The following is a 25847-nucleotide window of genomic DNA, read 5'->3' on the forward strand; positions in this document are numbered from 1 at the left end:
CGTGGGGGTGCGATGGCGCGTCATTACGCCACCGCGTGTCAATCAATTCAGTCGCGTACCGGGCCCGGCGCCAGGACTTCACGCGAACCGTTGGTGTTCATGGACGTCACGACCCCGGCCATTTCCATGGCCTCGATCATGCGCGCGGCGCGGTTGTAGCCGATTTTCAGCTTGCGCTGAACCGCAGAGATGGACGCACGACGGCTTTCCAGTACGAACTGCACCGCTTCGTCGTAGAGCGCGTCGGATTCACTGTCTTCGTCGCCACCGCTGCCGCCTTCAAAGCCACTGCCCGGCTCTTCGACACCGGCGAGAATCTCGTCGTTGTATTCCGGCGCGCCGCGCAGTTTCCAGGCTTCGACCACCCGATGAACCTCGTCATCGGACACAAAGGCACCGTGGACACGGATCGGCAGACTGGTGCCCGGCGGCATGTAAAGCATGTCACCGTGGCCCAACAGTTGTTCGGCGCCGCCCTGGTCGATGATGGTCCGGGAGTCGATCTTGCTCGACACCTGGAACGCCATACGCGTCGGAATGTTGGCCTTGATCAGACCGGTGATCACATCAACCGACGGCCGCTGGGTCGCCAGAATCAAGTGGATACCGGCCGCACGCGCCTTCTGGGCGATACGGGCGATCAGTTCTTCAACCTTCTTGCCGACGATCATCATCATGTCGGCGAATTCGTCCACCACCACGACAATCGTCGGCAGCTTGGTCAGCAGCGGCGCTTCGTCGTGAATGCTTTCGCGCTTGTACAACGGATCGGTCAACGGCGTACCGGCGTCCTCGGCTTCCTTGACCTTGGCATTGAAGCCCGACAGGTTACGCACGCCCATTTTCGCCATCAGCTTGTAGCGACGCTCCATCTCCGCCACGCTCCAGCGCAGGGCGTTGGCGGCGTCCTTCATGTCGGTCACGACCGGGCACAACAGGTGCGGAATGCCTTCATAGATCGACAGCTCAAGCATTTTCGGGTCGATCATGATCAGCTTGGCGTCTTCCGGGCCGGACTTGAACAGGATCGACAGGATCATCGCGTTCACGCCCACCGATTTACCGGAACCGGTCGTACCGGCTACCAGCAAGTGAGGCATTTTCGCCAGGTCGGTGATGACCGGCTTGCCACCAATGTCGTGACCCAGTGCCAAGGTAACCGGCGACTTGAAGTTGTCGTACTCGGGGGTCGACAGCACTTCGGAGAAACGCACGATCTGCCGGTCTTCGTTAGGAATCTCGATACCGACGGTGGTCTTGCCGGGAATCACTTCCACCACGCGCACGCTGGTCACGGCCAGGGAACGTGCCAGGTCTTTCGCCAGGTTGGAGATGCGGCTGACCTTGACGCCGGCCGCTGGCTGGATTTCGTAACGGGTAATCACCGGGCCCGGGTGAATCGAATCCACCGAGACTTCGACACCGAATTCCTTGAGCTTGATTTCCAGCAAGTGGCCGACGGCCGCCAGGGATTCAGGCGAGTAATTGAGTTGTTTCTTCTCTGCCGGGTCGAGTATCGAGATCGGCGGCAAGGTGCCTTCGACGGCGCTGTCGACGAACAATGGCGCCTGTTTCTCTTTTTCCACGCGCTTGCTGGGAGCCGCAGGTTTGGGCGGAGCTGGCGCAATAACCGGCGGCACCTGCTTCTCGCGGTCCGACATGTGCTTGCTCAAGGCTTGCTCGCGTTCGATCAGGCGCTCCTTGACCTTGGCCTGCTCGCGTTTGTCGGTGACGGTCGGCGCGACCACGTCATGCACGCGATCATCGACTTCACGCAACTGCGCAACCAATTGTTTGCGCTCGACACGGGCCGCCCACCAGCGATTGGCCGCACCCTGGAACAATTCGAACAGGTCGAGGGTGATCTTGCCGGTGAGGTCCATCACTTTGAACCACGACAGGTCGGTGAACACCGTCAGGCCGAACAGGAACAACGCGATGAACAACAGCGTACTGCCCTGGATATTCAGGGCGTTCCTGGCCAGATCGCCAAGGCTTTCGCCTAGCGCGCCGCCAGCGCCGGCCGGCAGACCGGTCGCGGCGTGAAAATGAATATGGGCCAGGGCCGCGCCCGACAGCACCAGAAACACCAGGCCGATCAGGCGCCAGGAGAACAGCCAGCCGCTCCACTCCCACTGTTCGTGGCGTTGACGGAAGATTTGATAAGCCTTGATCGCCAGCAACAGCGGGAAGATGTAGGCGAAGTAACCCAACACCATGAACAGGATATCGGCGCTGTAGGAGCCGACCGGTCCGCCGAAGTTCTGCACATCGTCGATCTTGCTGTTATGACTCCAGCCCGGATCGTCCTTGCCGTAGGTCAACAAGGCCATCATCAGGAACAGGCACAAGCCGCCGATGGCGATCAATGCACCTTCCTTGAGCCGGTAGTGCAATTGCTGGCGCCAGAGCGGAACGACTGTTTTTGGTGCTGCGGTGGATTTCTTCAAAACGCTTCTTTTCCTGCGCCTGTGGCGCGTCCATCTGTTGATTGACTATAAAAAACTGCCCAATCCAGGCAGGCAAAAAAGATAACAGGTGTAACTGGGACTACTTTTAACACTACGCTCCGGTTTTTATAAACACGGCGCGCAGCGCTTATTTTATTACAAGCACTGTAACAGGCAGGCATTGTACGGGTTTGTTCGTCCGATGCCATGCTTGAAACCCAAGGTGTAGCATAGCCAACAGCACATAACGCGCGGTTCAATTTGAGCATGCATTCTCTTTTGTGACAAAGGCTTATGAGGTGTTTTTATGAGCGAAGCGAAGCATTCCCGCCTGATCATTCTGGGTTCCGGCCCTGCCGGTTACAGCGCAGCCGTTTATGCCGCTCGCGCCAACCTTAATCCCGTTGTCATTACCGGCATACAGGCAGGTGGCCAGCTCACCACCACCGTCGAAGTCGACAACTGGCCCGGTGATGTCGAAGGCCTCACCGGCCCGGTGCTGATGGAACGCATGCAAAAACACGCCGAGCGCTTTCACACAGAGATCGTCTACGACCACATCCACACCGCCAAGTTGCAACAGCGCCCGTTCGAACTCATCGGCGACAGCGGCACTTACACCTGTGACGCGCTGATTATCGCCACCGGCGCCTCGGCGCAGTACCTGGGTCTGCCATCGGAAGAGACATTTGCCGGCAAAGGGGTTTCGGCCTGCGCGACGTGCGACGGTTTCTTCTACCGCAATCAGGTGGTCGCCGTCGTTGGCGGCGGCAACACGGCAGTTGAAGAAGCGCTGTACCTGTCGAATATCGCCAAGGAAGTTCACCTGATTCACCGGCGCGACAAGTTGCGCTCGGAGAAGATTCTGCAAGACAAGCTCTTCGAAAAAGCCGCCAAAGGTAATATCCGCCTGCACTGGAACCAGAATCTGGATGAAGTACTGGGTGATGCCAGCGGTGTGACCGGCGCCCGCTTGCGGGACAGCCACACTGACGAAACCAGTGAATTGCCGCTGACCGGCGTGTTCATCGCCATCGGCCACAAACCCAACACTGACCTGTTCGAGGGTCAGCTGAAAATGCGTGCCGGCTATCTGCTGGTCAAGGGCGGCAGCGAAGGCGACGCTACCAGCACCGAAATCCCGGGCGTGTTTGCCGCCGGTGACGTAGCCGATCACGTTTACCGCCAGGCCGTAACCTCTGCCGGGGCCGGCTGCATGGCCGCGCTGGACGCCGAGAAGTATCTCGACGACATTCCAGTCGTTTGACGGCACACTTCACGGTGGGCCCACCCGCCCATCACTGCCCTCCCCTTCTGCAAGCCCGGATGCCATGCTGACTTGGTTACAACGCAACACCCTGACCTTCCCGCCCCTGGAAAAAGCCATGCGCGATCCCAACGGGCTGTTGGCCGCGGGCGGGGATCTGTCCGCCGATCGTCTGATTCAGGCCTATCGCCACGGCTGTTTTCCGTGGTTCTCGGAAGGCCAGCCGATTCTCTGGTGGTCGCCGGATCCACGCACCGTACTACGTCCCGACGAACTGCATGTCTCGCGCAGCCTGAACAAACTGCTGCGCCAGCAACGCTATCAAGTGACCTTTGATCAGGATTTTGCCGCGGTCATCCGCGCTTGCGCCGCGCCCCGGGATTACGCCGACGGCACTTGGATTACAGAAGCCATGCAGAACGCCTACCTCGAGTTGCACAGGCGTGGCTACGCCCATTCGGTGGAAGTCTGGGACCAGGGCGAGCTGGTCGGCGGGCTCTATGGCCTGGCGATGGGCCAGCTGTTTTTCGGCGAGTCCATGTTCAGCCGCGCCGACAACGCCTCAAAATATGGCTTTGCCACACTGGTCCGACATCTGAAAGACTCAGGCTTTGTGCTGATCGACTGCCAGATGCCTACCGACCATCTGCACAGCCTCGGCGCCCGAGCGATTCCTCGCCGCGAGTTTGCCGACTACCTTGCGCAGCATCTGGATCAACCCAGTCGCGCGACCTGGGTTTGCTGAGCGACTTTTGCGCGCGTGGCTTACACTTAATTCAAAGCTTATCCCGAGGGTTGATCATGACCGAGTTGGCGCGTTTGAAGTTTTATGCCACTCAGCCCCACTCTTGCAGTTATCTGCCCGAGGAGCAGGCCACAACCCTGTTTCTCGACCCTAGTCAGCCCATGGATGTGCATGTCTATGCAGACCTGTCTGAAATGGGTTTCCGTCGTAGCGGCGATCATCTTTACCGGCCTCATTGCCAGAATTGCAATGCGTGCGTACCGGCGCGCATCCCTGTGGCGCAATTTTCGCCCAACCGCCAGCAGAAACGCATTTTCAAACGCAACGTCGACCTACAGGTGCGCCCTGCCAGGCCGCAGTTCAGCGAAGAGTATTTCGACCTTTATCAGCGGTATATCGAACAGCGTCACGCCGATGGCGATATGTACCCGCCGAGTCGCGATCAGTTTGCGACGTTCCTGGTACGTGACCTGCCGTTTTCCCGATTCTACGAATTCCGCCTCGAAGGACGACTGGTAGCGGTGGCCGTCACCGATTTGCTGCCGAACGGTCTGTCGGCCGTTTACACCTTCTACGAGCCCGCTGAAGAACGCCGCAGCCTGGGGCGTTATGCGATTCTCTGGCAAATCGCCGAGGCTCAGCGTCTGGGGCTGGAAGCCGTCTATCTGGGCTACTGGATCAAAAACTGCAAAAAAATGAGTTACAAGACTCAATATCGCCCAATCGAACTGCTGATTAATCAGCGCTGGGTCATCCTGAACTAGAGCGAGCCGTAAACCCCTTGGCTTAAACCCCATTTTTCGGGCACAATGCACGCCGCTTTTGCCTGGCGCAGTTGCACCGGGCCATTCATTGGACACCGAGGGCTTTACTGCATGTCGAAAGAAGACAGCTTCGAAATGGAAGGCACTGTCGTCGACACCCTGCCCAACACCATGTTTCGTGTGGAGTTGGAAAATGGGCACGTCGTAACCGCGCATATCTCCGGCAAGATGCGCAAGAACTACATTCGTATTCTTACCGGTGACAAAGTGCGCGTCGAGCTGACGCCCTATGACTTGAGCAAAGGGCGCATCACTTACCGCGCTCGCTAATCAAGTCAATACAAAACGCCCGGTTTATGCCGGGCGTTTTTGTTTGTCTGCGATTTGGTGGGTTCTTGGGTTCTTGGGTTTTGGGTGTATATCCGTTGCTGCGGTAACGGCTGAATATGGTTTCGCTCTTACAGCCAGCCCTTTCAAGGTCTTTGATAAAATCCCCCAAAACTCCAGTCAGGGTGACGAAAGCGATGTGGGCAGAAGTTCTAGCGCGGTTTGAGAAAAAAACACCGGCCAGTGTCATGACAAGAGTGATACTGGAGCAGGCTGTTCCTGCCGAATGGGTCGATCAGGTGTTCGAAGAACATCGTCAGCGGCAATACCCGCGTGAGCTTCTGTTCTCAACCATCGTTGAACTGATGTCCCTTGTTTCATTGGGCTTGCGACCATCGCTACATGCTGCTGCACGGCAGATGGAGGATCTTCCCGTCAGCTTGGCGGCGCTGTATGACAAGGTCAGCCGCACAGAACCTGCGCTGCTGCGCGCCCTGGTCACCGGCAGCGCAGAGCGCTTGGCCCCGACGATAAAAGAGCTGGGGCACTCAGCCATTTTGCCGGGCTGGCAACTGCGGGTCGTCGACGGCAACCACCTGCCTTCCAGCGAAAAACGCCTGGGCGCTTTGCGCCGTGAACGGGGGGCCGCCCGGCCTGGTTTTTCAGTAGTGGTTTACGACCCCGATCTGGATCAGGTCGTCGATCTTCAGCCCTGTGAAGATGCCTATGCCAGTGAGCGCGTCAGCGTTCTGCCGTTGCTGGAAAAAGCCTGTGCGGGGCAGCTGTGGATGGCTGATCGACTCTATTGCACGCTCCCCGTCATGGACGCCTGCGAAGAGTCCGGAGCCTCGTTCATCATTCGCGAACCGAGCAAACATCCACGCCTACTTAAGGAAAGCGACTGGCAGGAGTCTGTCGCGGTCGGGGCAGGCAGCGTGCGCGAGCAAATCATCGAAGTTAAAGGTGGTCGCCAGTGGCGGCGTGTCGAACTGAATCTGCAAACCCCCACCGAATCTGGCGACACCACGCTGTTGTTCTGGAGCAACTTGCCCGACTCCATCAGTGCCGAGCAAATCGCCGATTTGTACCGCCGTCGCTGGAGCATCGAAGGGATGTTCCAGCGCCTGGAATCGGTGCTGGACAGCGAAATCGAAACCTTGGGCAACCCTAAGGCCGCCCTGCTGGGATTTGCGTCGGCCGTGTTGGCTTACAACGTCTTGGCCGTGCTCAAGCGCAGCGTTGAACAGGCTCATCGCCAGACCCTGCCCGACGATTGGGAAGCATCGATTTTCCACCTGACGGTACAGGTACGCAGCGGTTACGAGGGTATGCAAATAGCTCTGCCAGCAGAGCACTCATCCATTCCGATCCCCGCAGGAGGGCTGGCTCAGTACCTGCTTGCACTCGCTCGAAACATCCAGCCCAAAGCGGTCGTCAAGAGCAAGCGAGGTCCGAAGGTGCCCAAAACAAAGGAGTGGCTTGAAGGCAAAGCCGCGAATGCCCACGTGTCGACGGATCGGGTGCTCAAGGCCGCTAAAGTCAAAAGACCTTGAAAGGGCTGGCTCTTACAGCGAGTCCCTTTTTCAAACGCCAAAAAGAAACCAAAAGGCTTTGCCCCGGCGTACGGCACTTCGCTAAAGCTCAGTGTTCCCTCGCTACGGTATCCATCAGGGGACATCGCCTACGGTCTGCTTCGCGACGACCTCCTCTCGATGTGTTCGGCTTCGCCGAACGGCGCTACGCGCCTAATCCCCTGATGAACACCTACGCTCGGCCTGCCGAAGGGGCAAAAGGTCAAAAGCTGGATCAACGTCAAAAGCCAAAGCAATATCAAAAGATCGCGGGCACACCCGCAAGAACAGGCCGGCTATCAGGCCGCCTCGGCTGATTTTGATCTGCCCGCCCCTTCGGGAGGCTGAGTGGAGGTGTTCATCTGGGGGATAGGCGCGTAGCGCCGTGCGGCGAAGCCGCACACATCGAGAGGAGGTCGAAGCGAAGCCGACCGGAGGCGATGCCCCCAGATGAATGCCGGAACGAAGGAACGCCGAGCCCAAGCGAGGGGCCGGACGCTCGGGGCGAGCGTTTTTTTGCTTACTTTTTTTAGACGCTTGTAAAAAAAGTGAGTCGCCGTAAGGGCCAGCCCTTTCAAGGTCTTTGATAAAATCCCCCAAAACTCCAGTCAGGGTGACGAAAGCGATGTGGGCAGAAGTTCTAGCGCGGTTTGAGAAAAAAACACCGGCCAGTGTCATGACAAGAGTGATACTGGAGCAGGCTGTTCCTGCCGAATGGGTCGATCAGGTGTTCGAAGAACATCGTCAGCGGCAATACCCGCGTGAGCTTCTGTTCTCAACCATCGTTGAACTGATGTCCCTTGTTTCATTGGGCTTGCGACCATCGCTACATGCTGCTGCACGGCAGATGGAGGATCTTCCCGTCAGCTTGGCGGCGCTGTATGACAAGGTCAGCCGCACAGAACCTGCGCTGCTGCGCGCCCTGGTCACCGGCAGCGCAGAGCGCTTGGCCCCGACGATAAAAGAGCTGGGGCACTCAGCCATTTTGCCGGGCTGGCAACTGCGGGTCGTCGACGGCAACCACCTGCCTTCCAGCGAAAAACGCCTGGGCGCTTTGCGCCGTGAACGGGGGGCCGCCCGGCCTGGTTTTTCAGTAGTGGTTTACGACCCCGATCTGGATCAGGTCGTCGATCTTCAGCCCTGTGAAGATGCCTATGCCAGTGAGCGCGTCAGCGTTCTGCCGTTGCTGGAAAAAGCCTGTGCGGGGCAGCTGTGGATGGCTGATCGACTCTATTGCACGCTCCCCGTCATGGACGCCTGCGAAGAGTCCGGAGCCTCGTTCATCATTCGCGAACCGAGCAAACATCCACGCCTACTTAAGGAAAGCGACTGGCAGGAGTCTGTCGCGGTCGGGGCAGGCAGCGTGCGCGAGCAAATCATCGAAGTTAAAGGTGGTCGCCAGTGGCGGCGTGTCGAACTGAATCTGCAAACCCCCACCGAATCTGGCGACACCACGCTGTTGTTCTGGAGCAACTTGCCCGACTCCATCAGTGCCGAGCAAATCGCCGATTTGTACCGCCGTCGCTGGAGCATCGAAGGGATGTTCCAGCGCCTGGAATCGGTGCTGGACAGCGAAATCGAAACCTTGGGCAACCCTAAGGCCGCCCTGCTGGGATTTGCGTCGGCCGTGTTGGCTTACAACGTCTTGGCCGTGCTCAAGCGCAGCGTTGAACAGGCTCATCGCCAGACCCTGCCCGACGATTGGGAAGCATCGATTTTCCACCTGACGGTACAGGTACGCAGCGGTTACGAGGGTATGCAAATAGCTCTGCCAGCAGAGCACTCATCCATTCCGATCCCCGCAGGAGGGCTGGCTCAGTACCTGCTTGCACTCGCTCGAAACATCCAGCCCAAAGCGGTCGTCAAGAGCAAACGAGGTCCGAAGGTGCCCAAAACAAAGGAGTGGCTTGAAGGCAAAGCCGCGAATGCCCACGTGTCGACGGATCGGGTGCTCAAGGCCGCTAAAGTCAAAAGACCTTGAAAGGGCTGGCCGTAAGGGCGAAACCCTAAGCAGCCGTTACCGCAGCAACGGATATACACCCAATCTAATAGACAACAAAAAGGCGCCCGAAGGCGCCTTTTCGCTTTACAGCCGTCAGGCCATTTCAGCCGTGGTCTCGAAGTCGAAGGTCAGCTCGCCGTCCTTGAGATCGATGTGAACCACACCACCATGGTCGGCCAGTTCGCCAAACAGGATCTCTTCCGCCAGCGGACGCTTGATCTTGTCCTGAATCAAACGCGCCATTGGTCGAGCGCCCATTGCCGTATCGTAGCCACCCGCTGCCAGCCAGCTGCGCGCCGCGTCGGTCACTTCCAGCTGCACCCGCTTGTCTTCCAGCTGCGCCTGAAGCTCGGTAAGGAACTTGTCCACCACGCTTTTGATGACCTCATGGCTGAGGCGACCAAACTGGATAATGGTGTCCAGACGGTTGCGGAACTCTGGCGTGAAGCTCTTCTTGATCACTTCCATCGCATCGGACGAGTGGTCCTGATGGGTGAAACCGATCGAAGCGCGAGCTGCCGTTTCGGCACCGGCGTTGGTCGTCATGATGACGATCACGTTACGGAAGTCCGCCTTGCGCCCGTTGTTATCGGTCAGCGTACCGTGATCCATGACCTGCAACAGCAGGTTGAAGACTTCCGGATGCGCCTTCTCGATCTCATCGAGCAGCAGCACGCAGTGAGGCTGCTTGGTGATGGCTTCGGTCAGCAGACCGCCCTGGTCGAACCCGACATAGCCTGGAGGTGCACCGATCAAACGCGATACGGTGTGGCGCTCCATGTACTCGGACATGTCGAAGCGAACCAGTTCGATGCCCAACGCTTTGGCCAGCTGACGCGCCGCTTCGGTTTTACCGACACCGGTAGGCCCTGCGAACAGGAACGAACCGACTGGCTTGTCAGGCGACTTGAGGCCGGCACGGGACAGTTTGATCGCAGTCGACAGTGAGTCGATCGCGGCATCCTGGCCAAATACGGTCAGCTTCAGGTCACGCTCAAGGTTACGCAGCAGCTCTTTGTCGGAGCTGGTGACGTGCTTAGGCGGAATTCGCGCGATTTTCGCGACGATGTCCTCGACCTGAGGCACTTCGATGCGTTTCACGCGTTTCTCGATTGGCTGCAGACGCTGGTAGGCGCCCGCCTCGTCGATGACGTCGATGGCTTTGTCCGGCATGTGCCGATCATTGATGTAGCGCGAGGCCAGTTCGGCCGCCGCACGCAACGCTTCATCGCTGTATTCGATGTTGTGATGCGCTTCGAAACGACCTTTCAGGCCGCGCAGGATGCCAATGGTGTCTTCCACCGAAGGTTCCGACACATCGACCTTCTGGAAGCGCCGGGCCAAAGCACGGTCCTTCTCGAAGATCCCGCGGAATTCCTGGAACGTGGTCGAACCGATGCAACGGATATCACCCGACGACAGCAGCGGCTTGAGCAGGTTCGAGGCGTCCATGACCCCACCGGACGCAGCACCCGCACCAATGATGGTGTGGATTTCGTCGATGAACAGGATCGCCTGCGGACGTTTTTTCAGCTCATTGAGCAACGCTTTGAAGCGCTTCTCGAAATCGCCGCGGTACTTGGTCCCTGCCAGCAAGGCCCCCAGATCGAGGGAATACACCACGCTGTTGGCCAGCAGGTCCGGCACCTGGTTGTCGACAATGCGTTTGGCCAGGCCTTCGGCAATCGCGGTTTTACCCACGCCCGCCTCACCCACCAGCAACGGATTGTTTTTGCGCCGACGCGCCAGGATCTGCGCAACGCGCTCGACTTCCAGCTCACGGCCTACCAATGGATCGATACGACCCTGGCGCGCGAGTTCGTTGAGGTTGCTGGCATAAGCATCCAGAGGATTGCCTGAAGAAGAAGACTCACCGCCCTCGTCGTCCTGCATATCTTGCTCACCTTCAGAGTGATCGCCATGCCCCGGCACTTTGGAAATGCCGTGTGCGATGTAGTTGACGACATCGATGCGCGCAACGCTCTGCTGTTTCAGCAGGAACACTGCCTGACTCTCTTGCTCACTGAAGATCGCGACCAGTACGTTGGCGCCAGTCACTTCGCGTTTGCCCGAGCTCTGTACGTGAAAGACAGCACGTTGCAGAACACGCTGGAAGCCCAGGGTTGGCTGGGTCTCACGATCCTCGTCATGGACGGGGATCAATGGCGTGGTGGAGTCGATGAACTCCTGCAGATCGTGCTTGAGTTTGTCGAGGTTTGCGCCGCAGGCACGCAAAACGGTGGCGGCAGCCTCATTGTCCAATAGGGCCAGCAGGAGGTGTTCGACGGTCATGAACTCATGACGCTTCGAACGTGCCTCCTTGAAGGCAAGATTGAGGGTGACTTCGAGCTCGCGGTTTAACATAGCTTCACCTCATACCCAAGTGGTCGGCGATTAACCGTCCTTCTCGATTTCACAGAGTAGCGGATGCTGGCTTTCCCTGGCGTACTGGTTGACCTGCATGGCCTTAGTCTCGGCGATGTCGCGGGTAAACACTCCACATACTGCCCGTCCTTCTGTGTGGACGGCCAGCATGACCTTGGTCGCCAGCTCGCGATTCAGGTTAAAAAACACCTCGAGTACTTCGACGACGAAATCCATCGGTGTGTAGTCATCATTGAACAAAACCACCTTGTACATCGGCGGCGCCTGTAAAGCAGGCTTTGCCTCCTGAACAGCAATGCCTGCGGAATCGTCGTCGTGTGAATCAGGGTGATCCTGATTGAATGTTAGTCGAATCTGGCTGATTGCATGCATGGAAAGAAAGGTTCGTCAGTTGTGCAAATACAGTGGTGGGGGCGGCTATGGACGATTTCAACTCCGACTGCCCGGTCACCTTGACTATCGGGAAATCGGTGTTACAACCAATAGAGCCCACAGTGGGTAAAAAAGGTCCGCGGAGTCAATCTTATTTCCAGGAAATGACTGCGGATGAACTGGATGATACTCCAGTGATGGAGTCTGTTGCAGAGGGATATGGGTATGTCAGTCGGTAAGGTGAAATGGTTCAACAATGCCAAGGGGTTCGGTTTCATTAACACCGATGCCAGAGAAGGCCGTGACGAGGATGGCAAGGAAATCGATTTCTTTGCCCACTATTCGGCCATTGATATGGGCGGGTACAAGACTCTCAAGGCCGGGCAAGCTGTAAATTTCGAAATCGTCCAGGGACCCAAAGGGTTGCATGCAGTGAAGATTACGCCCGCCACGACCGAGAACGAGCAGACCGCACCTGCCACCCAGCAAGAAACGGTGTCGAGCTGACGCAACCCGTCATCCAGTCATAAAAAAACCGCCCGAAGGCGGTTTTTTTAATGCCTATTCGCTTACATGTGCGAAATCAGCGCATCACCAAACGCGGACGAAGACAGCAGTTTCGCGCCTTCCATCAGACGTTCGAAGTCATAGGTCACGGTCTTGGCGGAAATTGCGCCGTTGGTGCCCTTGATGATCAGATCGGCAGCTTCGGTCCAGCCCATGTGGCGCAGCATCATCTCTGCGGACAGGATCAGGGAGCCGGGGTTGACCTGGTCCTTGCCAGCGTACTTCGGCGCAGTACCGTGGGTCGCTTCGAACATCGCAATGGTGTCAGACAGGTTGGCACCCGGTGCGATACCGATACCGCCCACTTCTGCCGCCAGGGCGTCGGAGAGGTAGTCGCCGTTCAGGTTCAGGGTCGCGATCACATCGTATTCGGCCGGGCGCAGCAGGATCTGCTGGAGCATGGCGTCGGCGATGGCGTCTTTGACGATAACGTTCTTGCCGGTTTTCGGGTTTTTGAACTGCATCCACGGACCGCCATCGAGCAGGGTCGCGCCGAACTCTTCAGCCGCCACTTCGTAGGCCCATTCCTTGAAGGCACCTTCGGTGAACTTCATGATGTTGCCTTTGTGCACGATAGTCAGCGAGTCACGGTCGTTGTCGACCACATACTGCAGCGCTTTTCGCGCCAGACGCTTGGTGCCTTGCAGCGAAACCGGCTTGATGCCGATACCGCAGTTTTCGTCGAAACGGATCTTGGTGACGCCCATTTCATCTTTGAGGAACTTGATGACCTTGGTCGCTTCCGGCGAACCGGCTTTCCACTCGATACCGGCGTAGATGTCTTCCGAGTTCTCACGGAAGATCGTCATGTCGACGTCGCCTGGCTTCTTGACCGGGCTAGGCACACCTTCGAACCAACGCACAGGGCGCAGGCAGACATAAAGGTCGAGTTGCTGACGCAGGGCCACGTTCAGGGAACGGATGCCGCCACCGACCGGGGTGGTCAGAGGGCCCTTGATGGAAACCACGTAATCTTTAACTGCGTCCAGGGTTTCCTGGGGTAGCCAGGTGTCCTGATCGTAAACCTGAGTCGCTTTCTCCCCGGCGTAGACTTCCATCCAGGAAATTTTGCGCTCGCCGCCGTAAGCCTTCTTAACAGCAGCATCGACAACCTTGATCATGACCGGGCTGATATCAACGCCAATACCATCACCTTCGATGAAGGGGATGATCGGGTTGTTAGGAACATTGAGAGAATGGTCCGCGTTGACGGTGATTTTGTCGCCGACTGCTGGAACCTGAATCTTCTTGTATCCCATGCTGAACTCCATTGTTTGGATTGAACATCTGGCTTCGTTCGAGCGTACCCCAGTTAAATCGGCACGCAAACCCTATGTTCCATCCATCTGCCGCAAAGCTGCACAGTTCGCGACGTACAAGCCTGAAAGCAAAGGGAAAAGCGCCAAACTCAAGCACGGTGCAAGACTCTACGCCCCGCTCGCCCCTGCGACCTTTAGACCAATGGACGACAATCGTTGCATATGAACCATCGGCAGATTGCCAGCTACCTATGTATAATGCCGCCCGCTGACCACAGAGTCACGATGGCCGACCTCTCTATTACGAGGCTTGGGGCCTGAAAAAGCCGGGTTGTTACCGCAGCCCACCCGCTTGACGCTCGACTGATGCACCCAACATCACCGCGAAGAAATCTCGACATTCGGCTCATGGATGACTTTGAACGAACGCGCTTACCCGGCGCCCCTCGAGGTTTTCTGCGCACGCTTTAGCAAAGAAGAGAGAGTTAATCCGAATATGCCCACCCGCTCGAAGATCATCTATACCTTCACCGACGAAGCTCCCGCCCTCGCCACCTATTCACTGTTGCCTATCGTAGAGGCCTTCACCGCCTCCGCTGATATCGCCGTGGAAACCCGCGATATCTCTCTTGCAGGGCGCATCCTGGCCAGCTTCCCCGAGCAACTGGGTGACAAAGCCGTAGCCGACCACCTCGCCGAACTGGGCGACCTGGCCGTTACGCCTGAAGCCAACATCATCAAGCTGCCGAACATCAGCGCCTCGGTTCCGCAACTGCAAGCCGCGATCAAGGAACTGCAAGCCCAGGGCTTCGCACTGCCTGACTACCCGGAAACCGTGACCAGCGACGCCGACAAGCTCGCCAAGTCGCGTTACGACAAGATCAAGGGCAGCGCCGTGAACCCGGTTCTGCGCGAAGGCAACTCCGATCGTCGTGCACCGCTGTCGGTCAAGAACTACGCGCGCAAGCACCCGCACAAAATGGGCGCCTGGGCTGCGGACTCCAAGTCCCACGTAGCGCACATGAGCACCGGCGATTTCTACGGTAGCGAAAAAGCTGCCCTGATCGACGCCGCTGACGCCGTCAAAATCGAACTGATCGCTCAAGACGGCACCACCACCGTCCTGAAAGAAAAAACCACCGTACAAGCCGGTGAGATCCTCGATTGCGCGGTCATGAGCAAAAACGCTCTGCGCAGCTTCATTGCTGCCGAGATCGAAGACGCTAAAGCCAAAGGCGTGCTGCTGTCGGTTCACTTGAAAGCCACCATGATGAAGGTCTCCGACCCGATCATGTTCGGCCAGATCGTTGCCGAGTTCTATAAAGACGCACTGGCCAAGCACGCTGACGTGCTGGCGCAGATCGGCTTCAACCTGAACAACGGCATCGGCGACCTGTACGCTCGCATCAAGGCTTTGCCGGCTGAGCAGCAAGCGCAGATCGAAGCGGACATCCAGGCGGTCTACGCCGTTCGTCCGTCGTTGGCCATGGTCAACTCCGACAAAGGCATCACCAACCTGCACGTGCCGAGCGACGTTATCGTCGACGCCTCGATGCCGGCGATGATCCGTGACTCCGGCAAAATGTGGGGCACTGACGGTCAGCTGCACGACACCAAGGCTGTGATCCCGGATCGCTGCTACGCCACCATCTACCAGGCGGTGATCGAAGACTGCAAGCTGCACGGCGCTTTCGATCCAACCACCATGGGCAGCGTGCCAAACGTTGGCCTGATGGCGAAGAAAGCCGAAGAGTACGGCTCGCACGACAAGACTTTCCAGATCAAGGCCAACGGCGTGGTTCGGGTTTCCGATGGCGCCGGTCGCACTCTGCTGGAGCAGTCGGTTGAAGCCGGCGACATCTTCCGCATGTGCCAGACCAAAGACGCACCGATCCAGGACTGGGTCAAACTGGCCGTCAACCGTGCTCGCGCAAGCGCCACTCCAGCGATTTTCTGGCTGGACCCAATGCGCGCCCACGACGGTGTAGTGATCGAGAAAGTTCAGGCTTACCTGAAGGATCACGATACTTCCGGCCTGGACATCCGCATCATGTCGCCAGTCGACGCGATGGCCTTCACTCTGGGCCGTACCCGCGAAGGCAAGGACACCATCTCGGTGACCGGCAACGTACTGCGCGACTACCTGACCGACCTGTTCCCGATCATGGAACTGGGCACCAGCGCCAAGATGCTGTCGATCGTTCCGCTGATGAACGGCGGCGGTCTGTTCGAAACCGGCGCTGGCGGTTCGGCACCGAAGCACGTTCAGCAGCTGCTGGAAGAGAACTTCCTGCGCTGGGATTCCCTGGGCGAGTTCCTGGCCCTGGCCGCTTCCCTTGAGCACCTGGGTGTTACCTACAACAACCCTAAGGCGCTGGTTCTGGCCAAGACCCTGGATCAGGCAACTGGCCAGTTCCTGGACAACAACAAATCGCCATCGCGTAAAGTCGGCAACATCGACAACCGCGGCAGCCACTTCTACCTGGCGCTTTACTGGGCTCAAGCCCTGGCTGCCCAGACCGAAGACACTGCACTGCAAGCGCAGTTCGGCGAACTGGCCAAGACCCTGACCGAGAACGAAGCAACCATCGTTGCCGAGCTCAACGCCGTTCAGGGCAAGCCAGTAGACATCGGCGGTTACTACCACGCCAATGCCGAGCTGATCAGCAAGGCCATGCGCCCAAGCAACACCTTCAACGCCGCGATCGCTGCGCTGGTTTAAGGTTGTAAGGATGCAAAGAAGCCCCGGCCCCGTGCCGGGGTTTCTGTTTCCGGACTCACCACAGATCCAATGTGGGAGCGGGCTTGCTCGCGAATGCGGTTTATCATTCAACATCTCTATTGACTGACCCACCGCATTCGCGAGCAAGTCGAATCGTCGCACCGCCGCTCCCACATTAAAATTTCGCAACACCTGAAATCGAGGAAGTCCTATGGACTGGAAACCCCACATCACCGTCGCCACCATCGTCGAAGACAACGGCCGTTTCCTGATGGTCGAAGAATCCAAGGGCGGACGAACGGTGCTCAACCAACCCGCCGGTCATCTGGACCCGAACGAAACCCTGATCGAAGCCGCCGTGCGTGAAACCCTCGAGGAAACCGGCTGGGATGTCGAGCCGACTGGCGTGGTGGGCATTTACCTCTACACCGCCCCTAGCAACGGCGTGACTTATCAGCGAGTCTGCTTCACCGCAAAACCGCTCAAGCATCACCCCGACTATCAACTGGACGACGGCATCGTTGGCGCAAAATGGCTGACGCGTGACGAACTGCTGGCACAGCGCGCAAACTGGCGCAGTGAGCTGATCATCCGCTGTATCGATGATTATCTGGACGGCAAACTCTTCGGCCTCGAACTGATCCGCCCTTCTCTTTAGCCTTGCGGGCTTCGGCCTGTTAGAATCGCGTCCTTTTTCAAGACACTCATTGAATCCCTATGCGTGATCCAGCCCCTTCTGACACACAAAAGAAGCGCGTCATTGTCGGCATGTCCGGCGGCGTGGACTCTTCCGTTTCCGCTCTCCTGCTGATCGAGCAGGGTTATGAGGTGGAAGGCCTGTTCATGAAGAACTGGGAAGAAGACGATGGAACGGAATACTGCACCGCCATGGATGACCTGGCGGACGCTCAGGCCGTGTGCGACAAGATTGGTATCAAACTGCACACCGCCAACTTCGCCGCCGAGTACTGGGACAACGTGTTCGAGCACTTCCTGGCCGAATACAAGGCCGGCCGCACGCCGAACCCGGACATCCTGTGCAACCGCGAGATCAAGTTCAAGGCGTTCCTCGACTACGCCATGATGCTCGGCGCCGACCTGATCGCCACCGGTCACTACGTGCGTCGCCGCGACATCGATGGTCGAACCGAGCTGCTCAAGGGCCTGGACCCGAACAAGGACCAGAGCTACTTCCTGCACGCCGTCGGCGGCGAACAGATCGCCAAGACCCTGTTCCCGGTCGGCGAGCTGGAAAAACCCGAAGTCCGCGCGATTGCCGAGAAACACGAACTCGCCACCGCGAAGAAAAAGGATTCCACCGGGATCTGCTTTATCGGCGAACGCCGCTTCAGCGACTTCCTCAAGCAATACCTGCCGGCTCAACCCGGCGAGATCAAGACCACCGAAGGTGAAGTCATCGGCCGTCACCACGGTTTGATGTATCACACCATCGGCCAGCGTCAGGGCCTGGGCATCGGCGGCTTGAAAGACGCTAGTGACGAGCCGTGGTACGTGCTGATCAAAGACCTGAAACACAACGAATTGATCGTTGGCCAGGGCAATGACCACCCGTATCTGTTCTCCCGCGCCCTGCTCGCTTCAGACATCTATTGGGTCAACCCGGTCGACCTGAGCGAACCACGCCGGCTGACCGCTAAAGTCCGCTATCGCCAAGGCGACCAGCCATGCACGCTGGAAAAAACCACCACTGGCTACCGCGCGACCTTCGATGACCCGCAACGCGCGGTCACCCCGGGCCAGTCCGTGGTGTTCTACGACGGTGAAATCTGCCTCGGCGGCGGCGTGATCGAAGTCGCGGAGCCGTGGACCAGCAAAGGCACGGCTCAAGGCGAGCAGCAATGAGCCCGACTCAGGAGCAACTGACGGCACTGGGCGGCGTGTTCCTCGCCGCCGTGCTGGTCGACAAGATCGCCAAGACCGGCCAGACCGCCGAAGCCGGCCTGACGTGCATGCTCGGCAGCCTGCTGATTCGCGACCCAAAGGACACCCTGGAAGTCTACGGCGGCGACGACATCAATCTGCGCGAAGGTTACCGCGCATTGATCGGCGCCCTGGAACGCGACCCAAGCACCCTTCAGCGCGAACCGCTGCGCTATGCGCTGGCGATGCTTGGTCTGGAGCGCCAGCTGGCCAAGCGCAACGACATGCTGGACGTAATCGGCAAGCGTCTGCCGCAGATTCAGTCCCAGGTCGAGCACTTCGGTCCGGCGCACGAAAACGTGATTGCCGCCTGCGGTGCGCTGTACCAGGACACCCTGAGCACCCTGCGCCAGCGAATTCAGGTGCATGGCGACATGCGTAACCTGCAACAACCGAGCAACGCTTCGAAGATCCGCGCCCTGTTGCTGGCCGGAATTCGTTCGGCACGCCTGTGGCGGCAGTTGGGCGGTCATCGCTGGCAGCTGGTGATCAGCCGTCGCAAGCTGCTAAAAGAGCTTTACCCGCTGATGCGCAGCAGCTGAACCGCACCCGCAAGACCTTGTGTAATTTGTAACGCGTAAGACGCTGGTCAGTTGGCAACGGACCGGCGGATTTTTTCATGTATGATACGCGCCCCATTTCGTTGCCCGACTGTCCGAGAACACCCCATGCAGCTTTCTTCGCTCACTGCGGTTTCCCCTGTTGACGGCCGCTACGCCGGCAAAACCCAGGCCCTGCGCCCGATTTTCAGCGAATACGGCCTGATCCGTGCTCGCGTTCTGGTTGAAGTGCGCTGGCTCCAGCGCCTGGCCGCTCACCCAGGCATCAGCGAAGTGCCGGCGTTCTCCGCCGAAGCCAACGCTGTGCTGAACACCCTGGCGGAAAACTTCGCTCTGGAGCACGCCGAGCGTGTCAAAGAGATCGAGCGCACCACCAACCACGACGTCAAAGCCATCGAATACCTGCTCAAAGAGCAAGCGGCCAAGCTGCCGGAACTGGCTGCTGTCAGCGAATTCATCCACTTTGCCTGCACCAGCGAGGACATCAACAACCTGTCCCACGCCCTGATGCTGCGCGAAGGCCGTGATGACGTGATGCTGCCGCTGATGCGCCAAACCGCTGAAGCCATCCGCGAACTGGCCATCCGTTTCGCTGACGTGCCAATGCTGTCGCGCACCCACGGTCAACCGGCCTCGCCGACCACCCTGGGCAAAGAACTGGCGAACGTGGTTTACCGTCTGGAGCGTCAAATCGCTCAAGTCGCTGCCGTTCCGCTGCTGGGCAAGATCAACGGCGCTGTCGGCAACTACAACGCTCACCTGTCGGCCTACCCTGAGATCGATTGGGAAGAGAACGCCCGCGCCTTCATCGAAGACGAACTGGGCCTGGGCTTCAACCCGTACACCACGCAGATCGAACCGCACGACTACATCGCCGAGCTGTTCGACGCGATCGCGCGCTTCAACACCATCCTGATCGACTTCGACCGCGACATCTGGGGCTACATCTCCCTGGGTTATTTCAAGCAGCGCACCATCGCTGGCGAAATCGGTTCGTCGACCATGCCGCACAAGGTCAACCCGATCGACTTCGAGAACTCCGAAGGCAACCTGGGCATCGCCAACGCACTGTTCCAGCACCTGGCGAGCAAGCTGCCGATTTCCCGCTGGCAGCGCGACCTGACCGACTCCACCGTACTGCGCAACCTCGGTGTCGGCTTCGCCCACAGCGTGATCGCGTACGAAGCCAGCCTCAAAGGCATCAGCAAACTGGAGCTCAACGCTCAGAAAATCGCTGCTGACCTGGACGCGTGCTGGGAAGTATTGGCCGAGCCAATCCAGACCGTGATGCGTCGCTACAACATCGAAAACCCGTACGAAAAACTGAAAGAGTTGACCCGTGGCAAGGGCATCAGCCCTGAAGCACTGCAAACTTTCATCGACGGCCTGGACATGCCAGCCGCCGCCAAGGCCGAGCTGAAATTGCTCACCCCGGCGAACTACATCGGCAACGCTGTAGAGCAAGCCAAACGCATCTGATCGACCGCTTTACCTTTTGAGACGCCCGGCAGCGCCGGGCGTTTTTATTCCCGTCTGAAAAGTGCTTTTTTTCAATAGGTTACACATGAATCCTGATATTCCTCTTCAACTTCTGGGCGGCATCACGGCGCGCGAATTCCTGCGTGACTACTGGCAGAAAAAACCGCTGCTGATCCGCCAGGCGATCCCTGATTTCGAAAGCCCGATCGACCCAGACGAACTGGCCGGCCTGGCGCTGGAAGAAGAAGTTGAATCGCGCCTGGTGATCGAACACGGCGAGCGTCCTTGGGAAATGCGTCGCGGCCCGTTTGCCGAAGACGAATTCAGCAAGCTGCCGGAAACCGAATGGACCCTGCTGGTGCAAGCGGTCGACCAATTCGTGCCAGAAGTCAGCGAGTTGCTGGAAAACTTTCGCTTCCTGCCGAGCTGGCGCGTCGACGACGTGATGATCAGCTTCGCCGCCCCGGGTGGCAGCGTCGGTCCGCATTTCGATAACTACGATGTGTTCCTGCTGCAAGGTCACGGCAAGCGCAACTGGAAGATCGGCCAGATGTGCGACTCCGAGAGCAAGCTGCTGCCACACGCGGACCTGCGCATCCTCGCCGACTTCGAAGCCACCGATGAGTGGGTTCTGGAGCCGGGCGACATGCTCTACCTGCCGCCGCGCCTGGCCCATTGCGGCGTTGCGGTGGATGACTGCATGACCTACTCGGTCGGCTTCCGCGCCCCGAGCGCCTCTGAAGTGCTGACTCACTTCACCGACTTCCTCAGCCAGTTCCTGACCGATGAAGAGCGCTACACCGATGCTGACGCCCTGCCGGCGGTCGATCCACACCAGATTCAGCACGACGCCCTTGATCGCCTGAAAGCTTTGCTGGCTGAGCACATGAGCGACGAACGCCTGCTGCTGACCTGGTTCGGCCAGTACATGACTGAGCCGCGCTACCCGGAACTGGTCGTCGGCCCGGAAGAAGTCGAAGAAGAAGACTTTCTCGCCAGCCTGGAACAAGGCGCTGTGCTGATCCGCAACCCGAGCGCGCGCATGGCCTGGTCCGAAGTCGATGACGACCTGCTGCTGTTCGCCAGCGGCCAGAGCCGTTACCTGCCGGGCAAACTGCGCGAGCTGCTGAAATTGATCTGCGCTGCCGACGCCCTGCACACCGATAACCTCGGCGACTGGCTGAGCGACGAAGACGGCCGCGGCTTGCTGTGCGAGCTGGTCAAACAGGGAAGCCTGGGGTTTGCTGATGAATAAAATTCACGTACGTGTCGCAGACTGGCAAAAGGACAACGCCGAGATCCGGCGCATTCGTGAGACGGTGTTCATCGCCGAGCAATCCGTTCCGCCTGAGCTGGAATGGGATGCTGATGACGCGACGGCGGTGCATTTTCTGGCCTTCGAAGGCGACTTTCCGATTGGCACCGCCCGCCTGCTGCCCGATGGCCACGTCGGCCGGGTATCGGTGTTGAAAGACTGGCGCGGATTGAAAGTCGGCGATGCGCTGATGCACGCGGTGATCGGTGAAGCCGAGAAGCGCGGGCTCAAGCAGCAGATGTTGAGCGCACAGGTACAGGCCACGGCGTTCTATGAGCGCCTGGGCTTCAGCCTGGTCAGCGAGGAATTCCTGGAAGCAGGCATTCCGCATGTGGACATGGTGCGGCATTCGGCTTAATACCGAGTCGCACCCTTCGCGAGCAAGCCCGCTCCCACAATTGGAATGCATTTCCCTGTGGGAGCGGGCTTGCTCGCGAAGAGGCCCGAAAGAACACCACAAAACGCCCCGCCATCTTCGGATGCCGGGGCGTTTTGCTGTCTACGATTCAACTTGCCCCACGCCGGGCCGACAAACTGGCAATATCAACACTTCAAGATGTCGGAGATAACGGATATGTCCCTACGCACCCTGCTCACCACGCTGCTGCTGACCTGCAGTTTTTCGGTCATGGCCGCCACCGAGATCGTGCCACTGAACTACCGCACCAGTGCCGACATGCTGCCGATGGCCCAGGATTTCATCGGCAAGGACGGCCAGGTCAGCGCCTACGGCAACCAACTGATCGTCAATGCCGATCAGCGCAAGATCGACGAACTTAAAGCCTTGATTACGCAACTCGATGTGGCCGCCAAACGCCTGCTGATCACTGTCGACACCAACGAAAACAACTTCCAGGGCGATCAGGGCTACTCGGTAAACGGCGCGAAACCGAGTCAGACCCGCATCATCAATCGCAGCACCGACAGCCGTGACGGCGGGATTCAGCAGATCCAGGCCAGCGAAGGGGCGCCGGCACTGATCCAGGTCGGCCAGAGCGTCCCGCTCACCAGCTCTCAGACCGATTCCTACGGCGACCTGCGCAGCCAGACCGAATACCGCAACGTCACCCAGGGTTTCTATGTCACCGCCAGCGTCACCGGCGACATCGTTCACCTGGCGATCAGCACCAATCGTGACCGCATGAGCCAGGAACGTCCCGATGTAGTGAATGTGCAAAGTACCGACACAACTGTCACGGGACGACTGGGTGAATGGATCACCCTGGCCGGCGTGAACCGCCAGACTCAGGCCGACAAACAGGGCCAGACCCGCAGCTACTCGACTCAGGGCCGCGATGACATGACCCTGCGGGTGAAAGTCGATACTTTGGACTAAACCACCGAAAACTGACTGATTAGTCGTATTAGACCAAAGATGTAGTGCTTGAAAAAAAGCACTACAAAACGTTTGACGATCGAAAAAAGCAAAGGCATGATGGCCTCGCTCCCGCTAATCAGGGGCCCTGGCAAGGGCCTTCGAGGCGCCGTTCGCACCTACCCCGCGAGCCGCTTCGTGTCTGTACCGCCCACAAGGTGTGTTTGACGAGGTTGCCGACTGGAACGAAGTTGTCCCGAGGGACGGAAGCGTAATTAGGTAACCCGGCTCCACACTGAAGTTCGCACCAAGGCCCACGACGCCCGAATGCGCTCGCCAGTTCGCCCTTACCTGCTCACTTCCCCTCGAGCCCATCGTTCATCCCGTCGCCATCCCCGCCGAATCCGACTTGACCACCTAAGCTTCTGGTCAGCGAGCAGCCTCGTACGCCTCTTGGAAATGCGTATTTGGCAGGAGCAAGGAATTTTCCACCCCAGACCTATGCGACGAGGTTTATCTCCATGGCACTGACACGCGAACAGCAAATTGCAGCCCTCGAAAAAGATTGGGCTGAAAACCCACGCTGGAAAGGCGTGACACGCGCTTACTCCGCTGCTGACGTCGTCCGCCTGCGTGGCTCGGTTCAACCTGAGCACACCTTTGCAAAATTGGGCGCCGAGAAGCTTTGGAACCTGGTAACCCAGGGCGCCAAGCCGTCCTTCCGTCCTGATAAAGATTTCGTCAACTGCATGGGCGCCCTGACCGGCGGCCAGGCTGTACAACAAGTTAAAGCCGGTATCCAGGCGATCTACCTGTCGGGCTGGCAAGTCGCTGCGGACAACAACTCCGCCGAATCGATGTACCCGGACCAGTCGCTGTACCCGGTGGATTCGGTTCCAACCGTGGTCAAGCGCATCAACAACTCGTTCCGTCGTGCTGACCAGATCCAGTGGAAAGCCGGCAAAGGCCCGGGCGACGAAGGCTACATCGACTACTTCGCGCCAATCGTGGCTGACGCTGAAGCCGGTTTCGGCGGCGTACTGAACGCTTACGAGCTGATGAAAAGCATGATCGAAGCAGGCGCCGCCGGCGTTCACTTCGAAGACCAACTGGCTTCCGTGAAAAAATGCGGCCACATGGGCGGCAAGGTACTGGTTCCTACCCAGGAAGCTGTACAGAAGCTGACCGCTGCTCGTCTGGCAGCTGACGTTGCCGGTACGCCGACCATCATCCTGGCGCGTACCGACGCTAACGCGGCTGACCTGCTGACTTCGGATTGCGACCCGTACGACCAGCCATTCGTGACTGGCGAACGTACCCAGGAAGGCTTCTACAAAGTGCGCGCCGGCCTGGACCAGGCGATCGCTCGTGGCCTGGCTTACGCTCCGTACGCCGACCTGATCTGGTGCGAAACCGCCAAGCCGGATCTGGACGAGGCTCGTCGCTTCGCTGAAGCGATCAAAAAGGAATACCCGGACCAACTGCTGTCGTACAACTGCTCGCCTTCCTTCAACTGGAAGAAAAACCTGGACGACGCGACCATCGCCAAGTTCCAGCGCGAACTGTCCGCCATGGGTTACAAGCACCAGTTCATCACCCTGGCCGGCATTCACAATATGTGGCACAGCATGTTCAACCTGGCGCACGACTACGCCCGCAACGACATGACTGCCTACGTGAAGCTGCAAGAGCAAGAGTTCGCTGACGCTTCGAAGGGCTACACCTTCGTGGCTCACCAGCAGGAAGTGGGCACCGGCTACTTCGACGACATGACCACTGTGATTCAAGGTGGCTCGTCTTCGGTAACCGCACTGACCGGTTCGACTGAAGAAGAACAGTTCCACTGATCTGCTTCACCTGAGCAAACGGCCGTTGCGGACCGAATAGAAAGCTAACCGCAACGCCGCACATCTGACGCCCCGACTGGTTCGGGGCGTTTTTTTTTGCCTGCGATTTCACACGATCGCTCTCACACAACGCGCTCAAAATCATTGATCCAGAGCAGTTTCTCGATCAGGAAAAGAAGGTAAAACGACCCCGCCAATTTCTTGCAGTAACGCGCATATAAGACAACTTTCCGGTTCTTATCCCATTAAACAGTTTAAAAACCACCACAAACAATATTGATTATCATTTAGCCATAACTATGTTCGTTACATTCCCAACAAAACAATATTGATGAAATCCCGGCTAATGCCCGAACCGCATGGGCTGCGGGGTTTTGGAGGTGCGCTATGTCCTTAATCCTATAAATAATTTCGCTATAGGAATTTTACTTGCACGGTGTTGTGCCATAAAATCAGCGGGATTGATTGCTGCGACATATCGTCACTGCTTTGTTTCTTTTCAAGCTCAGAGACCTTTGCTCTCTGTTAAGGATTACCAGCATGCCCGAAGCGACAGGACTCATGGCCCACAACTGGGGCTTTGCCATTTTCCTTCTGGGCGTCGTCGGCCTTTGTGCCTTCATGCTCGGCGTCTCCAGCCTCCTCGGGTCAAAAGCCTGGGGCCGCAGCAAAAACGAACCGTTCGAATCCGGCATGCTGCCTACAGGTGGCGCCCGTCTGCGGCTCTCTGCAAAATTCTATCTGGTCGCGATGCTCTTCGTGATCTTCGATATCGAAGCCCTTTTTCTCTTTGCCTGGTCTGTGTCCGTCCGCGAAAGCGGCTGGACCGGATTCGTCGAAGCTCTCGTTTTCATAGCAATTCTGTTGGCAGGCCTTGTCTACCTATTTCGAGTGGGCGCCCTTGACTGGGCTCCGGCAGCTCGTCTTAAGCGGCAAGCGAAGCTGAAACAATGAGGCTT

General features: G+C 58.3%; 22 protein-coding genes. 17 read left to right on the forward strand and 5 right to left on the reverse strand.

All coding sequences use genetic code 11. From position 1 onward, the window contains the following. Positions 1-47: 47 nt before the first annotated feature. Positions 48-2450 carry a DNA translocase FtsK gene (locus ACSQ87_RS21340; RefSeq protein WP_223430569.1) on the reverse strand — a complete coding sequence of 801 codons (2403 nt, stop codon included), beginning with the start codon at positions 2448-2450 and terminating at the stop codon, positions 48-50. Then, positions 2447-2719, reverse strand: a complete 273-nt coding sequence (locus ACSQ87_RS21345; RefSeq protein WP_150656275.1) for a hypothetical protein — start codon at positions 2717-2719, stop codon at positions 2447-2449. Before ACSQ87_RS21345 ends, ACSQ87_RS21340 begins: the two co-directional genes overlap by 4 nt. A gap of 38 nt (positions 2720-2757) precedes the next feature. Here ACSQ87_RS21345 and trxB point away from each other — a divergent pair, with 38 nt between their 5' ends. The 6 genes from trxB (at position 2758) to ACSQ87_RS21375 (ending at position 9105) form a co-directional block, all read left to right on the forward strand. Continuing rightward, positions 2758-3717, forward strand: a complete 960-nt coding sequence (gene trxB / locus ACSQ87_RS21350; protein ID WP_223430570.1) for a thioredoxin-disulfide reductase — start codon at positions 2758-2760, stop codon at positions 3715-3717. Between the two features lie 64 nt (positions 3718-3781). Beyond that, a complete protein-coding gene (aat, locus tag ACSQ87_RS21355; protein ID WP_436274335.1) occupies positions 3782-4462 on the forward strand; it encodes a leucyl/phenylalanyl-tRNA--protein transferase in 681 nt (226 codons plus the stop codon). Positions 4463-4518: 56 nt separating this feature from the next. Then, on the forward strand, positions 4519-5226 hold the full coding sequence (locus tag ACSQ87_RS21360) for an arginyltransferase (RefSeq protein ID WP_111448957.1): 708 nt from the start codon (positions 4519-4521) through the stop codon (positions 5224-5226). Positions 5227-5337: 111 nt separating this feature from the next. Further along, positions 5338-5556, forward strand: a complete 219-nt coding sequence (gene infA, locus ACSQ87_RS21365) for a translation initiation factor IF-1 (RefSeq protein ID WP_002553999.1) — start codon at positions 5338-5340, stop codon at positions 5554-5556. 245 nt (positions 5557-5801) lie between these two features. Then, positions 5802-7106, forward strand: a complete 1305-nt coding sequence (locus ACSQ87_RS21370) for an IS4 family transposase (RefSeq protein WP_436273568.1) — start codon at positions 5802-5804, stop codon at positions 7104-7106. Positions 7107-7800: 694 nt separating this feature from the next. Next, positions 7801-9105, forward strand: coding sequence for an IS4 family transposase (locus ACSQ87_RS21375; RefSeq protein ID WP_436273568.1), 1305 nt, complete (start codon positions 7801-7803; stop codon positions 9103-9105). Between the two features lie 114 nt (positions 9106-9219). Here ACSQ87_RS21375 and clpA read toward each other — a convergent pair whose 3' ends face one another. After that, positions 9220-11490, reverse strand: a complete 2271-nt coding sequence (gene clpA / locus ACSQ87_RS21380; RefSeq protein ID WP_095129000.1) for an ATP-dependent Clp protease ATP-binding subunit ClpA — start codon at positions 11488-11490, stop codon at positions 9220-9222. Positions 11491-11520: 30 nt separating this feature from the next. Next, a complete protein-coding gene (gene clpS, locus ACSQ87_RS21385; RefSeq protein ID WP_027925124.1) occupies positions 11521-11883 on the reverse strand; it encodes an ATP-dependent Clp protease adapter ClpS in 363 nt (120 codons plus the stop codon). Positions 11884-12108: 225 nt separating this feature from the next. On the opposite strand from clpS, the gene ACSQ87_RS21390 reads away from it, so the two are divergent. After that, positions 12109-12390 (forward strand): cold shock domain-containing protein, encoded by a 282-nt coding sequence (locus tag ACSQ87_RS21390; RefSeq protein ID WP_150656278.1) that lies wholly within the window; start codon positions 12109-12111, stop codon positions 12388-12390. 62 nt (positions 12391-12452) lie between these two features. Here the strand turns inward: ACSQ87_RS21390 and icd are convergent, their stop codons facing one another. Then, positions 12453-13709: an NADP-dependent isocitrate dehydrogenase gene (icd, locus tag ACSQ87_RS21395; protein WP_008146904.1), complete on the reverse strand. Its 1257-nt coding sequence runs from the start codon at positions 13707-13709 to the stop codon at positions 12453-12455. Positions 13710-14205: 496 nt separating this feature from the next. On the opposite strand from icd, the gene ACSQ87_RS21400 reads away from it, so the two are divergent. From ACSQ87_RS21400 to ACSQ87_RS21445, 10 genes are all read left to right on the forward strand, one after another. Next, positions 14206-16431 carry an NADP-dependent isocitrate dehydrogenase gene (locus tag ACSQ87_RS21400; RefSeq protein WP_436274336.1) on the forward strand — a complete coding sequence of 742 codons (2226 nt, stop codon included), beginning with the start codon at positions 14206-14208 and terminating at the stop codon, positions 16429-16431. Positions 16432-16642: 211 nt separating this feature from the next. Beyond that, on the forward strand, positions 16643-17089 hold the full coding sequence (locus ACSQ87_RS21405) for an NUDIX hydrolase (RefSeq protein ID WP_223432593.1): 447 nt from the start codon (positions 16643-16645) through the stop codon (positions 17087-17089). A gap of 59 nt (positions 17090-17148) precedes the next feature. Next, positions 17149-18294 carry a tRNA 2-thiouridine(34) synthase MnmA gene (gene mnmA / locus ACSQ87_RS21410; protein WP_223432592.1) on the forward strand — a complete coding sequence of 382 codons (1146 nt, stop codon included), beginning with the start codon at positions 17149-17151 and terminating at the stop codon, positions 18292-18294. Further along, positions 18291-18914, forward strand: coding sequence for a high frequency lysogenization protein HflD (hflD, locus tag ACSQ87_RS21415; RefSeq protein ID WP_033057057.1), 624 nt, complete (start codon positions 18291-18293; stop codon positions 18912-18914). The genes mnmA and hflD overlap by 4 nt, the downstream gene beginning before the upstream one ends. Positions 18915-19040: 126 nt before the next feature. Beyond that, positions 19041-20411, forward strand: coding sequence for an adenylosuccinate lyase (gene purB / locus ACSQ87_RS21420; RefSeq protein WP_027925117.1), 1371 nt, complete (start codon positions 19041-19043; stop codon positions 20409-20411). Positions 20412-20496: 85 nt separating this feature from the next. Further along, positions 20497-21666 (forward strand): ribosomal protein uL16 3-hydroxylase, encoded by a 1170-nt coding sequence (locus ACSQ87_RS21425; protein WP_008146029.1) that lies wholly within the window; start codon positions 20497-20499, stop codon positions 21664-21666. Next, positions 21659-22084, forward strand: coding sequence for a GNAT family N-acetyltransferase (locus tag ACSQ87_RS21430; protein ID WP_033057062.1), 426 nt, complete (start codon positions 21659-21661; stop codon positions 22082-22084). Before ACSQ87_RS21425 ends, ACSQ87_RS21430 begins: the two co-directional genes overlap by 8 nt. A gap of 216 nt (positions 22085-22300) precedes the next feature. Then, entirely contained in the window at positions 22301-23062 is a 762-nt protein-coding gene (locus ACSQ87_RS21435; RefSeq protein WP_223432590.1) for a secretin N-terminal domain-containing protein, read from the forward strand. 500 nt (positions 23063-23562) lie between these two features. Beyond that, entirely contained in the window at positions 23563-24888 is a 1326-nt protein-coding gene (gene aceA, locus ACSQ87_RS21440; RefSeq protein WP_033057066.1) for an isocitrate lyase, read from the forward strand. 540 nt (positions 24889-25428) lie between these two features. Further along, positions 25429-25842 carry an NADH-quinone oxidoreductase subunit A gene (locus tag ACSQ87_RS21445; protein ID WP_008146033.1) on the forward strand — a complete coding sequence of 138 codons (414 nt, stop codon included), beginning with the start codon at positions 25429-25431 and terminating at the stop codon, positions 25840-25842. Positions 25843-25847 lie beyond the last annotated feature (5 nt).

It is taken from the genome of Pseudomonas sp. LjRoot277, assembly GCF_964253845.1.
Classification (GTDB): Bacteria; Pseudomonadota; Gammaproteobacteria; order Pseudomonadales; family Pseudomonadaceae; genus Aquipseudomonas.